Genomic DNA, 14172 nt, shown 5'->3' on the forward strand with positions numbered 1-14172 from the left:
CGACAGAATGGCCAAGTTTTTTATAAATCGACCCATATTTGCGTGGGTGATTGCAATATTGGTGATGCTCGCGGGGACGATCTCTTTGATTCAGCTCCCTATTGCGCAGTACCCAACCATTGCACCACCTGCGGTAGAAATCCAAGTTAACTATCCAGGCGCTAACGCCGAGACCGTGTCCAATACGGTAACTAAGGTGATTGAGCAAAATATGACAGGCGTTGATAACCTGCTGTATTTCTCGTCACAGAGTAACGCCGGTAGTGCTACAGTAAGCTTAACCTTTGCCTCGGGTACTGACCCGGATATTGCACAGGTTCAAGTGCAGAATAAGCTATCTCAAGCAACGCCTCAGTTACCGCAAGAAGTGCAGCAGCAAGGTATTACTGTTAGTAAATCAAGCAGCTCCTTCTTGATGGTTTTAGCCATGGTGGCTGAAGATGACCGTTATGAACAAACAGACTTGAGCGATTACCTCGCCTCCAATGTCCAAGATGCCGTGTCTCGGACCGAGGGTGTGGGTAACGTGCAAATCTTTGGTGCGCCTTATGCGATGCGTATTTGGGTGAAACCCGATGCGTTAGTCAATTACAATATGACTATTGCTGAACTGCAGTCCGCTATTCGCGCTCAGAACGCTCAGGTAGCCGCAGGTCAATTAGGTGGCGCCCCCGCAGTTGAGGGACAACGCTTAAACGCAACGATCATTGCTCAGACGCGAATGTCAGAACCGGATCAATTCGAGAATATTCTTCTTAAAGTGCTTCCCGATGGTTCGCAGGTCCGTTTGAAAGATGTCGCGCGTGTTGAACTCGGTGCAGAAAACTATGCCATTCAAGCAAACTATAATGGTAAGCCTGCCACTGGCTTGGCGATTCAGTTACAAACCGGCGCCAATGCGTTGGCAACAGCTGAAGCCGTTAAGCAAACCGTTGCTGAGCTAGAACCCTACTTCCCTGATGGGATGAAAATGGTGACGGCGTATGACACCACACCATTTATTAAGATCTCGATAAGCGAAGTGGCTCGGGTACTGATTGAAGCCATCATTCTCGTATTTGTGTTGATGTTTGTCTTCTTACAGAACTTACGAGCAACCCTCATCCCTACCCTTGCGATTCCGGTGGTTATTTTGGGTACCATGGGCGTCATGGCGCTTGCTGGCTTCTCAATCAATACCCTGACTATGTTTGGTATGGTGTTATCGATTGGCTTGCTGGTAGACGATGCCATCGTTGTGGTGGAAAACGTTGAACGACTCATGTCTGAAGAGGGTTTGTCACCCAAACAAGCCACCATTAAGTCGATGGGACAAATCACCGGCGCGTTAGTGGCAATTGGTGTGGTCATGGCCGCTGTATTTGCACCGATGGCATTTTTCCCGGGTGCAACAGGGGCGGTTTATCGTCAATTCTCATTGACCATCATCACGTCGATGAGTCTCTCGGTAATGGTCGCAATTATCTTCTCTCCTGCGCTATGTGCTACCTTGCTCAAGCCAGTGAAAAAGAAAGAGAATGGCGGCTGGGGACCACTAGGCTGGTTTAACCGCACATTGCAAAAAGCCACCATCAAATATCGCGACAGTGTGCATGGCATTCTGCGCCGCAGTATCCGTGTTGGTGTTCTCTATCTTGGCTTAGTTGCCGTATTAGCGTTCTTATTTACTCGCTTACCATCGGCTTTCTTACCGGATGAAGATCGCGGCGTATTCCTCACTCAAATGCAATTACCAGTCGGCTCTACAATGGAGCAGTCGGTAGCCGTGATGGATCGTATCGAAAACTACTACCTCAACGAAGAAGACGCCGTCCAGTCGGTATTCTCAGTGGTTGGTTTTAGCTTCTCCGGTCGCAGTCAAAACAACGGTATTGCTTTCGTGCGTTTGAAAGATTGGAGTGAACGAAACGAAAGCCAAGACGTGACAGATGTGATTGGTCGTGCATTTGGTTTCTTTGCCAGTGTTAAGGAAGCCATGATCTTTGCCTTCAACCTCCCTCCTATTCCAGAGTTAGGTACCGCCACTGGCTTTAACTTGTACTTGCAAGACCGCGGTAACTTAGGCCACCAAGCGTTGCTTGATGCGCGTAACCAGTTGCTCGGTATGGCATCACAGAACCCGATGCTGCAACAAGTTCGTCCTAACGGTTTGGAAGATGCGCCGCAACTTAAAGTTGATGTGGACTATGAGAAAGCCACTGCGCTAGGTCTCACCATTGAGAACATCAACAACACGCTCAGTGCGGCTTGGGGTTCTTCTTATATCAATGACTTTATTGACCGTGGTCGCGTTAAGCGCGTTTACCTGCAAGGTGAAGCCGATGCGCGCATGTTGCCGGAAGACGTAAGTGAATGGTATGTCCGCAATAACCAAGGCGACATGGTACCGTTCAGCTCTTTTGCTAGCTGGGAATGGACCTACGGTCCTCAGCGTATTGAGAGCTACAACGGGGTCTCGGCGATGGAGATCCAAGGCCAAGCAGCGCCTGGCTACTCATCAGGCGAAGCTATGATGGCGATGGAGCAATTGATCAGTAAACTACCTAACGGTATTGGCTATGAATGGACCGGTACTTCGTTGCAGGAACAACAATCGGGTGACTTTGCCCCTATTCTGTATACGATTTCGATCTTTGTCGTATTCCTGTGCTTAGCCGCACTATATGAGAGTTGGTCGATTCCATTCTCAGTCATGTTGGTCGTACCTTTGGGTATTTTGGGTGCCGTCATCGCAACGATGCTGCGCGGTATTCAAAACGATGTTTACTTCCAAGTTGGCTTGTTGACAACCGTTGGTGTGTCGGCGCGTAACGCTATCTTGATTGTTGAGTTTGCCAAGGACTTACAAGAGCAAGGTAAAGACCTGTTGGAAGCGACACTCGAAGCCGTTCGCTTACGTCTGCGTCCGATACTTATGACATCACTCGCATTTATATTCGGTGTCATGCCGTTGGCGCTCAGCTCGGGCGCGGGTGCAGCAAGCCGTAATGCCATCGGTACAAGTGTCATAGGAGGTATGCTGGGTGGTACGATACTGGCCATCTTCTTCGTGCCGTTATTCTTCTACACTGTTCGCAAGGTGTTCCCACCTAAGCAGCAGGAAGAGTAATAATTCCCAAGACACAAAAAAGCCCAGCTACAGTAGCTGGGCTTTTTTTATACACGAAGAATTAAGATTTATCGTTTTTATCAGATAAATCTTTATATTCACCGTCAATAACTGAGCCTTCACTATTTCGTTCAGAGTAATGACGCTCTGCTTCTTGCTGTGCTTGCCGTTGTTGCTCAAACTGCTGTTTGGCTTGCTTTCGCATTTGCCACATTTGCTTAATCGCATGGCGTTGCTTCCACATCACCGGTATCAACAAGACAAAGCCCACAGCAAGAACGATTAAGCCAAAAGCAATCGAGAAACCGACGATGGCAAGTAGCATAATGATGCCGAGTATTCGGCCCACGACACTACCGCCCGAGTTAGCTTGGCGGACATAGATTCGGTTTTTGTACTGATTCATAGGTACTCCTCAATCCTCTAGTAATTAGGACAACACCGTTAACAATCCGTTCCGCCTGTAAACAGATTACTTACGCTGCTCTTCGGTTTCTTTACGTATCGCTTCAAACTCATTACCCTCAGCCCATTGCGGCCAGTCGCGTGAGTTTGCCAACGAACGCCCTAACTGATAGAACGCTGATAAATCCTGTTGCGTTCCTCGTAAGTCCCAGTCCGGGTTATATTCATCGGCTGGCTTGTGATACGCCTCAGCGACATACTTAGCACGTTGCTCTTCAGTCCACTCTTTACCTTTCGTGATATGGTCATTACCACCTTCGGCGTACAGCATCGGTACACCTTTTTTCGCCAAATTGAAATGATCTGAGCGATAAAAGAAGCCTGCTTCCGGTGTCGGATTAGGGGTTAAATAACGACCTTGCTCCTCAAGAAACGGTTGTACATATTCATCCATTTCTGAGTTCCCGTACCCAATGACCACGAGGTCTTTCATAGGACCATAAACGTTCATAACATCCATATTGATGCCACCGACCGCTTTTGCAAGGGGGAACAATGGATGATCGGCGTACCACGCTGAACCTAACAAGCCGCTCTCTTCGGCGCCAACCGCTGCAAATACGATAGAACGCTCCGGCGCAGGTTGTTGTGCGAATTTTTCAGCAATGGCGAGTAAGCCCGCTGTGCCAGACGCATTGTCCTGCGCACCATTATAAATGGGATCATCTTCTCGCACTGGATCCGTGCCTAGGTGATCATGGTGCGCCATATAAATGACATGTTCTTCCGGATATTTGGTTCCTTCGATATAACCCACAACATTATTGGTATCTAAGAACTCAAACTTATTTTTAACCGATACCGATGCTTGCGCGTTTAACGGCATCGCTTCGAAGTCATCACTTAAGGCTTTTTGCCGCGCATCTTCAAGCGTCATACCTTGTTTTGCGAACAGCTTTTCGGCACTGTCTTTGGTAATCCAACCTTCGATTTTAGCGCGATCCATATTGTTGTTCTCGCGTTTTAAGTCGAAACGCACGGGCGAACCACCTGCAACAACGCCCCAACCGTAACCGGCTGGACCCGTTTCATGAATAATCAAAGCACCCGCCGCGCCTTGACGTGCAGCTTCTTCATATTTATAGGTCCAACGACCATAATAGGTCATCGCATTACCGTTAAAGAGCTCAGGATCTTGTGTCGCGTAGCCGGGATCGTTGACAAACATCACCACGGTCTTACCTTCAACGTCGAGACCCTCATAATCATTCCAGTCATATTCGGGTGCCACGATACCGTAGCCGACAAACACCATGTCGCTGTCACTCAGATCTACTTCATCTGTGACCTGCATAGTCCAAGCCATCATCTCAGTACGATACTTCATGGCTTCAGGCGCGTTGTCACCGCTAAAGGTCATATCACTGACTTTGTACGGCATGATCTTGACCAGTGGAAACGGTTGACGATAACTATCGTTTTCCTTGTCAATTGGCTTTAAGCCCCACTCACGGAAGTGGTTTTCAATAAATGATACGACCTTTTCTTCCCCCGCAGATGCAGGTTCGCGTCCTTCAAATTCGTCTGACGAAATCGTTTTTAGGTAATCCCGAAAATTAGGATTAAATGCTGACCCTTTCAAATCAGCGGGTTGCTTATCAACCTTGGTTTGTTCCGCTGCTGACGTATCTTGCGACTGCTGCGGACCACACGCTGTGAGCACGGCTAATGCCACCGCGCTTATGATCAGTGGTTTCATCGCTTCTCCCCTTTTTAGTTATTTTGACACTGCTCATTTTCGTTGAGCGGTGGATTGATATGCACACGATCGCCCATTCGGATATCATGTTTAGCTAAGAAACCGGCGTTCAGCTCAAGCACGTTGTAATAAGGCTCTCCGGGTGCATAACTGCGACACTGACGTGGGTCATCACTACCACACGGCATCATCGTAAACGTTTTTACGATACTGCCATCCTTTGCTAAATAGGCAATATCAAGTGGAATAAGGGTTTGGTACATCCAAAAACCCGATCCGCCCGGGCGTTGATTCGGATAGCGAAACAACATCCCAGAGTACTCACCCAGTTCCGTACGCTGCATTAAGCCGCGTGCCTGCTGAGCCATTGAGTCCGCAAATTCTACCGTAATGGGCTGTTCAACGCCTTCGAGACACACGTGCCCTTGTTCAAAATTTTGTGGTTCGGGTACCGACCACTGTTGCGCTACAGCACTTACGCTCAGCGCACTTAACCAGCCTATCAATGCTACTTTAATCATGATTCATCGTCCTTAGATGTAACCCCTTGATTGTGTCCTATCCCGCTACAAAGCGCAATGCTGCTAGCTCGAACACGACAGTGAATTGACCTGTTCGCCTTGCATCGGTGGTTGCTGCCAATGACTGAGTTCTTCAGCGCTTAACGGCTCTCCGGTAAGTGCCGCCAAATAGCTTTCCGCGGGCGCCCAATTGCCCTGCTCTGCCTGTGTAATGACCTCAACAAGATGATGATTACGTAACGAAACATGAGGATTAGACTGAGCCATAATACTCAACTCGGGTTGTCGTTCGTTATAGCCCATGTAATTGTCATACCACGCTTTGAAAAGTGTATCATTCGGCATAGCTTGCTCGCCCCTTAAGATGTTTTGCAACATGATAAAGCTGCCTTGGAAGTCCCACTCAAAGCGTTGCATGAGACCCATCCATTCCCCGACCAGTTTAAAGGCATCAGCATCGTCGCCGGGCGCAAGACCTAAGCGCTTTCTCATTCGCTTCAGATAGTGCTGTTGCAAGAAATCCTCGTAGTCATTTAAAACAGGCGCCAACGCATCAACAGGAAATATCAGCGAAAGTGCTTGGCTCAGTCGTTGTAAATTCCATAGACCAACGCTCGGTTGGCGTAGAAAACTATAACGACCGCGTTGGTCGGTGTGATTAAAAATTTGTTGAGGAATAAAGGTATCGAATACCGTATACGGGCCAAAATCAAAGGTCTCGCCACAGATACTCATATTATCCGTATTCATCACGCCATGAATAAAACCGAACGCCTGCCAGTCCGCAATCATCTCAGCGGTCGCTTTAACCACTGCACGAAACTGCTCAACCGGCTCAGCGTCAACAAGTGCTGGCCAACAGCGCTGCATGACATGTTGCCAAAGTTGCTTTTGCTCAGAGACCAAACGTTCGCTATAGCAGTATTCGAAATGGCCAAATCTCACATGAGTTTTAGCAACGCGTGCTAACATTGCCCCGGGCTCTATGCGTTCGCGTTGTATCCCCTGGTGCGAGCTGACTAAGGCAAGTGCACGGGTCGTCGCAATGTTCCAATGGTGTAATGTTTCGCTAGCAAAATACTCGCGCAGACTGGAGCGCAAAACTGCACGACCATCACCGCCTCGGCTGTAAGCCGTCGGTCCCGCGCCTTTAAGATGCAAATCGCTTAACTCACCGGCTTTATTTGACAGTTCGCCGAGCAATACACCACGCCCGTCACCCAAATCTGGATTAAACACACCGAATTGATGCCCAACATATTTCTGCGCATGACCCACTTGCGCTACATTACCTAAACACCACTCACGAAGTGCGTTGACCGTTCTATCAGCTAAGCCGAACTCAGTCGCAAGTGATTGATTGAACAGCCTAATTCGCGCGCTATCAAGGGGCTTCACTCGATGCTGACTGACCAAGTTGGGGAATGTTTCGGCGTACTGTTGGCTTAGCACTAAACTCATAAAACTCCCTGCGAATGCTATCAGACTTGCGCATTTGAGATTAAATGCGCTATCGTTTTACATATTCTTTTATCATGCATCATACCACTGCTGGGTTAATTCAATGCAACTTTCAACGCTGAAACGCGTTACTGCCATTGGCGGCGGCCATGGTTTGGGCCGTGTACTTTCGTCATTAAGGTTTTTAAAACATCGCCTAGTCGGGGTAGTGACCACAACAGACAACGGCGGTGCGACCGGTCTTTTGCGTCAATCTCATGATTGTATCGCGTGGGGCGATATTCGTAATTGCTTGTCGCAATTAGTTGAACAACCCTTAGCCGCTCAGGTACTTAATTACCGCTTTACTGGCGAAGACCCGCTCGCAGGTCATAACTTTGGTAATTTGCTTCTACACACACTCGATCAAGTCAGTGCCCGGCCCTCCGATGGAATTCGCTTGCTTAGCCGATTGTTAAACGTTGACACCCGGTTACTCCCCATGTCGGAATGCCCAACGGATCTTATGGCACTGACGCACGATAACATGGAATGCCACGGTGAAATTCTAATCGATAGCTTGCCGCAATTACCACGTTCTTTGAAACTGACGAACAATGCGGTAGCAACACCTGAGGTCGTTCGTCATATAAGCAAAAGTGAGTTGGTGATTCTGGGACCGGGGAGCTTTCTAACCTCGGTATTACCACCGCTATTGGTGCCGCAAATTGCTCACGCACTCGCCAACACACAGGCTTACGTCGTATTTATTGATAACCTCGCACATGAGAAAGGTCCTGCAGGGTCGTTGTGCGTGAGTGAAAAATTACGATTTTTGGAACATCATGTGGGTGCGCCAGTAGTCGATGCCGTATTAACTAACTTCCATGATGCTTCACTCACGATTCCGCAACTCGGTGAGTTGACACCGGATAAAGACGTCTACTATCGGCACGATACTGGCGTTTTATTAGCTCAACTTGAACAATTACTCGGTCATCTCAGAACGGCGGCTTAGCCGCCATCAGCTGAAATCCTCGAGGCGACAGCCCCTTGTTGATCTTTATATTTAGCATCTGCGCGCTTGTTATAAGGGCGTTCGCAAGGGCCGCTCAATTGTTCAAAGCTGATCGCGCCAATCTTCATTCCCGGACGCAGCGCTAACGGCAACTTCCCACCATTATAGAACTCCAATACAATTTGCCCTTTCCAACCGGGATCAATGCGATGCGCGGTAACATGTACCATCAACCCCAAACGCGCGAGCGAAGAGCGTCCATCAAGCCAACCTACCATGTCATCCGGCAAATGAATCGATTCGTAGGTAACCGCCAAAGCAAACTCACCGGGATGGATAAAAAACGCTTGATCGGGCTTTAGTTTAATCTCATCACTCATGACTTCATGGATAGCCGCCTCAATATCTGCACGCGAGCCACTGATATCAATATATGCTGCAGCGTGATCCTGCAACACACGAAATTCACTACCGAGGTGAATATCGAGCGTGACCCCCGAGATGTTCTGCTTGCTTGGAGCAGGCTCGATACCGATTCGACCCTCGGCTAAGGCATTTTCTATTTCACGATCCGTTAAGCGCATAACATCCCCTTTTTACTTAATTTTTCGCCGAATGCGACTTCAGATAATAAAGCTCTGCTACTACTCGTTGAGCGGTATGCCGCTGAATTTCTGTCAATTCTAATTGATGTTGCTTTTGTAATGCGTCCAGTTGCGCGCCAAATTCCGGCGTCAATGGCCATTGACCTAGTTCGGCGACAGCATGGCGATGAGCCAGCTTTAATCCGCCGCCTTGTCCAAACAAATGCGACTGCGTACCACAATGACCGCACTCAAAATAACTCATGTTTTCTAGGACACCAATCAAGGGTATCTCAAGGCGCTCAAACATGCCGACACCTTTTTCGGCATCTTTAAGTGCGACATTCTGTGGCGTTGTAACAACCACCGCTCCTGTAACGGGTAATTGTTGCGCCATCGTCAGTTGAATATCGCCTGTACCGGGTGGCATATCAACGATCAAATAGTCCAATAAGCCCCAATCAGTGTCGTTAAACAACTGTTGTAACGCCCGACTGGCCATCGGTCCACGCCAAATAGTGGCGTCGTTATCATCGACTAGATAGCCAATCGAATTGGCGACTAGGTCTTCATACTGAATAGGCTGAAACTTATCGTTTTTTACTTCTAGCTTATGATCCGGCTGACCCAACATCGTGGGTATTGAGGGTCCATAAATATCAGCATCGAGCAGCCCAACACGCGCACCCATCCGACTGAGCGCAATGCCTAAGGATGCGCTCACGGATGACTTCCCAACACCACCTTTGCCAGACGATACCACAATAACATTGCCGGTTTTCATGGGTTGGTCAGGTTTGCTGTTGGCGAGCCGTTGCACCTGGAATTTAATAGTCCATGTCCACGTTCTTAATTCAGCGTCATCATTGATAGCGTTCAATAACGATGACTTTTCAATCGCGAAAGGAAACGTTAACTCGACTGCCTGCGCGTCATGATCGATGCATAACCAATCGGTTGGAATACCGTGTTCGCAGGCAGGATGGGCTAAATCAGACAGTAAGGCTGCCAGTTGTTCATTTTTTGCTGAAAACGACTTCATCAGCCACCTCTTGGCTCTGTGTATCATGCGTATCCTATGATAATATTTAGCATTATCTAATCATAACACTGATGGAAGCTAATTCTCGCATGAGCCACACTGATCGTAAAATTTTGGTGACAAACGCGTTGCCCTACGCGAACGGTCCAATTCATATTGGTCATCTTTTAGGCTATATCCAAGCGGACATTTGGGTTCGTTTTCAAAAACTCCGGGGTCATGAATGCCACTATATGTGCGCTGATGACGCACACGGCACGCCGATTATGCTCAAAGCGCAACAGCTAGGTATCACGCCAGAGCAGATGATAGGCGATATGCAACGTTCGCATGAAGCAGATTTTGCGGGTTTTAATATCGGCTTTGACGACTATTACACAACCCACAGTGAAGAGAACAAAGCGTTAGCAGAAACTATTTACCAACGTCTTGATGACGCCGGTCATATCAAGACTGAAGTAATTGAGCAGCTGTACGACCCTGAGAAGAAAATGTTCTTACCCGATCGCTTCGTAAAGGGTGACTGTCCAGAATGCGGTGCTGAAGATCAGTATGGCGATAATTGTGACGTTTGCGGTGCGACATATGCCCCAACAGACCTCAAGAATCCGCGTTCTGTGGTGTCCGGTGCGACACCCGAGTTACGCCAATCAGAACATTACTTTTTCGACTTGCCTGCATTTGGCGACATGCTGAAAAGCTGGACGCGTTCTGGTTCACTACAGGGTGAAATGGCGAATAAGTTAAATGAATGGTTTGAACAAGGTCTACAGCGTTGGGATATATCGCGCGATGCGCCTTACTTTGGTTTCAAAATTCCAGGCACCGAAGATAAATACTTTTATGTCTGGCTAGATGCGCCCATTGGCTATATGAGTAGTTTTAAGCACTACTGTGATACAACCGGCAACGCCAACTGGGACGACTACTGGCAAGCTGATAGCACTGCAGAAGTGTATCACTTTATTGGCAAGGACATTATTTACTTCCATAGCTTATTCTGGCCAGCGATGCTAAAAGGTGCTCAGTTCCGTCAACCGACTAACGTTTGGGCGCACGGCTTTATCACCGTCAACGGCACTAAAATGTCCAAATCTAAGGGGACCTTCATCAAAGCAAGAACCTACTTAGACCATTTAAACCCAGAATACTTGCGTTATTACTTTGCAGCCAAACTGACAAGTCGCATTGACGACTTAGATCTTAACTTGACTGATTTCGCCCAGCGAGTGAACTCCGACTTAGTCGGCAAAGTGATTAATATCGCCAGTCGCTGTGCCGGCTTTATTACCAAAAAATTCGATGGGAAGCTTTCGGCATCGGTTGCTGACTCCGCTCTATTGGAAGATTTCCAAAATGCGGGTACTGAGATTGCTGAACTCTATGAACAGCGCGAATTCTCTAAAGCAATGCGTGAGATCATGACGCTGGCTGATCGCGCAAATCAGTACATTGCCGATAAGGAACCATGGCAGCTGATCAAAAATCCTGATGCGGCCAGTGAAGTGCATGATACTTGTTCACTTGGTATCAATTTATTCCGCATCTTGATGGTTTATTTAACGCCGGTAGTACCTGAACTATCCAAGTCGGTTCAGCATTTCTTAAATGACCAATTTTCGTGGGATAGCCACAAACAAGTGTTAACCAACCATCCTATTGATAAATTTAAGGCGTTAATGCAGCGCGTAGAAATGAAGGATATTGAGCAGATGTTAGAAGACTCAAAAGAGCAACAAGCGGCGAACGAATCACCAGCAGTTCACGCCGAGCCCAATGACGAGCTCACCAAAGAACCTATTGCAGAAACCATTAACTTTGATGAGTTCGCGAAAGTTGATTTGCGCGTGGCACTGATTGTTAATGCTGAGCACGTTGAAGGCGCAGACAAACTGCTGAAATTGACATTGGACTTGGGCGGTGAGCAACGCCAAGTGTTTGCGGGAATAAAATCGGCGTACGCACCTGAGAAATTGATTGGCCAACACACCGTTATGGTTGCCAACCTGGCTCCACGTAAAATGCGTTTTGGTTTATCGGAGGGGATGGTGCTGGCCGCCGGTCCCGGTAAAGATGAAATTTATATCTTAAATCCACACGAAGGCGCTAAACCCGGCATGCGCGTCATGTAGATCGTCAGGTTATGACACATCGATGAGCTTACATCCGTGTTCGTAACTTTCGTCACCGGCATCGTCAACGCGAACGACCATGCCGGTGGCTCGTAAATCTGCAATTCCGCCGCCTGCGGCTTTTACCACTACATCAAAATGTGTTCCCACATTCAGTCGCTCAGGTAAAATTAACAGAACACCGTGTGCACTCAAATCACTACAGGCGCCTGATACTCGCCGCCCATCCAACTCGATTGTCGCCGATGTTCTGACCGGTACTCGTCGGTCGCTTCGTTTATCGTCATCATGCATGAAGAACGCACCTCGATCATGTTTTATTAATTACATTCAGGAATAGCACAGACTTGCCGATAAGAAAATATAATTACACGAGTAGGGTGAGAAAAAGTGGCCTGTAACAAACAAAGCTCGGTTGTTCGAGCGTCCTTTAATTTAGGGCAACCCATAAAGCACTGCCTATACGGCTATGAGGGTGTTATTGTCGATGTTGACGCAGTATTTAGTTTGAGCGATGAATGGTACCAACAGCGGGTTCTATCCGGCGCCGATAAGCAACAGCCTTGGTATCTTATTTTAGTTAAAAACTCATCGATTCAAACGTATGTTGCTGAAAGTTGTTTAATCGCATTAGCTGATCGCACAACCGTAAACCAGTCGTTATTGCGTCAAATTAGTGCGCCCGCATTGGCCGGCTTACAAAAACACAGTTGATCCATTGCCCTACCAACGACCTAAATGTACCATGAGGGTAACAAACTTATAAGGGATATAAGGTTATGGTAGAAGAAACGATTTTCACCAAAATTATCAATCGCGAGATTCCTGCGGATATTGTTTATGAAGATGATCACGCGCTCGCTTTCAAAGATATCAACCCGCAAGCCCCCGTACACTTATTAATTATTCCAAAGAAAGCCATTGCCACCATCAATGATATTGAAGAGGAAGATGCGGGACTTGTAGGGCATCTATACTTGGTCGCGAGTAAGCTTGCGGTTCAATTTGGCTTTGCAAAAGACGGCTACCGCTGTGTGATGAACTGCAACGAACATGGCGGCCAATCAGTTTATCATATCCACTTGCACCTACTTGCAGGTAAACCACTTGGATGGCCGCCGTACACAGACACACCCAAGCAAGTCTAGATTATGGTCGGTAACGTGGGTCAAGTATTTGATCCACTAACCAGCCCTCTTTGTCTCTGACAAGGACAATATCACGCCGATCTTTAACCTGCTCTCCGTTATAAGTTCCTTGGAAGACTAATGTCACTCGTTGTTCATTTTCGCGGTTCAAATATTGCGTAAACGATGTTGGGTCAATCGTTATTTCTACGCTATCAAAATAACGATTGAGGACATAGCGCTGTATCGCGCTCGCGGAGCCATAATGGGTTAACAACTTAGCCAGCCTATCAGTTGTAAAACTCTTGGCTTTGTTAATATCCCCTTCGCGATAAATCGCATAATAGAAACTCAATGCCGCGTGCATTTTACTCTGATTTTCTTGACTCGTTTTGTGCCCCATTCTATCGGTATAAGTCTCTTGGTTGGCAGGCTCGCACCCTACCAACCCAAGTAATATTACGATAGCAGCAACATTAGACGATATTTTTAATAGATAACTCACGAATTATTGACCCATTACGATCCCTTCGCGACGAGGATCTGCCCCGCCTTGCAGTTGGCCATTGGGCAAGCGGGTAATGCCGTGAATACCGCTATTCAAGTCGATAACTTTTATTTCATGGCCTCGTTTTTCTAATACCGCTTTCAAGGTTGCAATATCGCGCCCTTTTTCCAAGGCTGTGTAATCATTCCGGTTAGTCACATGACCCAAATCAATGGCTTGTTGCATGTTAAGATTCCAGTCAATCAAGCCAACCAAGGTTTGCGTAACATAATTAATAATTCGACTACCACCCGGAGATCCCAACGCATGAACGACCTGATCGCCCGATTGATTTAACACAATCGTTGGTGACATTGAACTGCGCGGTCGTTTACCAGGCTGCACACGATTCGCAATTTTACGTCCAGCTTCATCCATCGGCGTCAATGAAAAGTCAGTCAACTGATTATTTAAAATAAAGCCTTCAACCATTACCGTTGAGCCGAACGCCATTTCGATACTCGTGGTCATGGAAATCACATTGCCTT

At 47.5% G+C, this 14172-nt stretch carries 14 protein-coding genes; 5 read left to right on the forward strand and 9 right to left on the reverse strand.

The window, feature by feature from the left end:
- Nucleotides 1-7 precede the first annotated feature (7 nt).
- Nucleotides 8-3109 carry an efflux RND transporter permease subunit gene (locus ABNS04_RS07695; protein ID WP_006955990.1) on the forward strand — a complete coding sequence of 1034 codons (3102 nt, stop codon included), beginning with the start codon at nt 8-10 and terminating at the stop codon, nt 3107-3109.
- A 61-nt stretch (nt 3110-3170) separates the two neighbouring features.
- Here the strand turns inward: ABNS04_RS07695 and ABNS04_RS07700 are convergent, their stop codons facing one another.
- The 4 genes from ABNS04_RS07700 to ABNS04_RS07715 all read right to left on the reverse strand — a co-directional run bounded on the left by ABNS04_RS07700 (nt 3171) and on the right by ABNS04_RS07715 (nt 7255).
- The gene (locus ABNS04_RS07700) at nt 3171-3515 is read right to left on the reverse strand and encodes a DUF2371 domain-containing protein (RefSeq protein ID WP_006955991.1); all 345 of its coding nucleotides are present in this window, start codon (nt 3513-3515) and stop codon (nt 3171-3173) included.
- 66 nt (nt 3516-3581) lie between these two features.
- Entirely contained in the window at nt 3582-5273 is a 1692-nt protein-coding gene (locus tag ABNS04_RS07705; protein WP_286681828.1) for a M28 family metallopeptidase, read from the reverse strand.
- Between the two features lie 14 nt (nt 5274-5287).
- Nucleotides 5288-5794, reverse strand: a complete 507-nt coding sequence (locus ABNS04_RS07710) for a DUF192 domain-containing protein (protein ID WP_272977512.1) — start codon at nt 5792-5794, stop codon at nt 5288-5290.
- A 63-nt stretch (nt 5795-5857) separates the two neighbouring features.
- On the reverse strand, nt 5858-7255 hold the full coding sequence (locus tag ABNS04_RS07715) for a protein adenylyltransferase SelO family protein (protein ID WP_272977511.1): 1398 nt from the start codon (nt 7253-7255) through the stop codon (nt 5858-5860).
- 103 nt (nt 7256-7358) lie between these two features.
- Here ABNS04_RS07715 and ABNS04_RS07720 point away from each other — a divergent pair, with 103 nt between their 5' ends.
- Nucleotides 7359-8252, forward strand: a complete 894-nt coding sequence (locus ABNS04_RS07720; RefSeq protein ID WP_006955995.1) for a gluconeogenesis factor YvcK family protein — start codon at nt 7359-7361, stop codon at nt 8250-8252.
- On the opposite strand, the gene dcd is transcribed toward ABNS04_RS07720, so the two are convergent.
- Nucleotides 8249-8836 carry a dCTP deaminase gene (gene dcd / locus ABNS04_RS07725; RefSeq protein ID WP_006955996.1) on the reverse strand — a complete coding sequence of 196 codons (588 nt, stop codon included), beginning with the start codon at nt 8834-8836 and terminating at the stop codon, nt 8249-8251. The two genes, ABNS04_RS07720 and dcd, sit on opposite strands and share 4 nt — an antisense overlap.
- A gap of 16 nt (nt 8837-8852) precedes the next feature.
- Nucleotides 8853-9878: an Mrp/NBP35 family ATP-binding protein gene (locus tag ABNS04_RS07730; RefSeq protein ID WP_006955997.1), complete on the reverse strand. Its 1026-nt coding sequence runs from the start codon at nt 9876-9878 to the stop codon at nt 8853-8855.
- An 89-nt stretch (nt 9879-9967) separates the two neighbouring features.
- Here ABNS04_RS07730 and metG point away from each other — a divergent pair, with 89 nt between their 5' ends.
- Nucleotides 9968-12010 carry a methionine--tRNA ligase gene (metG, locus tag ABNS04_RS07735; protein WP_006955999.1) on the forward strand — a complete coding sequence of 681 codons (2043 nt, stop codon included), beginning with the start codon at nt 9968-9970 and terminating at the stop codon, nt 12008-12010.
- Between the two features lie 9 nt (nt 12011-12019).
- Here metG and ABNS04_RS07740 read toward each other — a convergent pair whose 3' ends face one another.
- Nucleotides 12020-12304 carry a PilZ domain-containing protein gene (locus ABNS04_RS07740; RefSeq protein ID WP_006956001.1) on the reverse strand — a complete coding sequence of 95 codons (285 nt, stop codon included), beginning with the start codon at nt 12302-12304 and terminating at the stop codon, nt 12020-12022.
- A 96-nt stretch (nt 12305-12400) separates the two neighbouring features.
- On the opposite strand from ABNS04_RS07740, the gene hspQ reads away from it, so the two are divergent.
- On the forward strand, nt 12401-12724 hold the full coding sequence (gene hspQ, locus ABNS04_RS07745) for a heat shock protein HspQ (RefSeq protein ID WP_006956002.1): 324 nt from the start codon (nt 12401-12403) through the stop codon (nt 12722-12724).
- A 65-nt stretch (nt 12725-12789) separates the two neighbouring features.
- On the forward strand, nt 12790-13158 hold the full coding sequence (locus ABNS04_RS07750; protein ID WP_006956003.1) for a histidine triad nucleotide-binding protein: 369 nt from the start codon (nt 12790-12792) through the stop codon (nt 13156-13158).
- Between the two features lies 1 nt (nt 13159).
- Here ABNS04_RS07750 and ABNS04_RS07755 read toward each other — a convergent pair whose 3' ends face one another.
- A complete protein-coding gene (locus ABNS04_RS07755; protein ID WP_131382165.1) occupies nt 13160-13642 on the reverse strand; it encodes a hypothetical protein in 483 nt (160 codons plus the stop codon).
- 3 nt (nt 13643-13645) lie between these two features.
- Nucleotides 13646-14172, reverse strand: a 527-nt coding sequence (locus ABNS04_RS07760; RefSeq protein WP_348671323.1) for a gamma-glutamyltransferase, incomplete at its 5' end; no start/stop codon positions are given.

The sequence above is a fragment of the uncultured Idiomarina sp. genome, from assembly GCF_964010655.1.
Taxonomy (GTDB): Bacteria; Pseudomonadota; Gammaproteobacteria; order Enterobacterales; family Alteromonadaceae; genus Idiomarina; species Idiomarina baltica.

Coding starts and splice junctions, on each gene's coding strand:
- ABNS04_RS07740 (WP_006956001.1), bottom strand. CDS start 12,304: ATGCATGATGACGATAAACGAAGCGACCGACGAGTACCGGTCAGAACA.
- ABNS04_RS07705 (WP_286681828.1), bottom strand. CDS start 5,273: ATGAAACCACTGATCATAAGCGCGGTGGCATTAGCCGTGCTCACAGCG.
- ABNS04_RS07720 (WP_006955995.1), top strand. CDS start 7,359: ATGCAACTTTCAACGCTGAAACGCGTTACTGCCATTGGCGGCGGCCAT.
- ABNS04_RS07700 (WP_006955991.1), bottom strand. CDS start 3,515: ATGAATCAGTACAAAAACCGAATCTATGTCCGCCAAGCTAACTCGGGC.
- metG (WP_006955999.1), top strand. CDS start 9,968: ATGAGCCACACTGATCGTAAAATTTTGGTGACAAACGCGTTGCCCTAC.
- ABNS04_RS07710 (WP_272977512.1), bottom strand. CDS start 5,794: ATGATTAAAGTAGCATTGATAGGCTGGTTAAGTGCGCTGAGCGTAAGT.
- ABNS04_RS07695 (WP_006955990.1), top strand. CDS start 8: ATGGCCAAGTTTTTTATAAATCGACCCATATTTGCGTGGGTGATTGCA.
- dcd (WP_006955996.1), bottom strand. CDS start 8,836: ATGCGCTTAACGGATCGTGAAATAGAAAATGCCTTAGCCGAGGGTCGA.
- ABNS04_RS07750 (WP_006956003.1), top strand. CDS start 12,790: ATGGTAGAAGAAACGATTTTCACCAAAATTATCAATCGCGAGATTCCT.
- ABNS04_RS07715 (WP_272977511.1), bottom strand. CDS start 7,255: ATGAGTTTAGTGCTAAGCCAACAGTACGCCGAAACATTCCCCAACTTG.
- ABNS04_RS07730 (WP_006955997.1), bottom strand. CDS start 9,878: ATGAAGTCGTTTTCAGCAAAAAATGAACAACTGGCAGCCTTACTGTCT.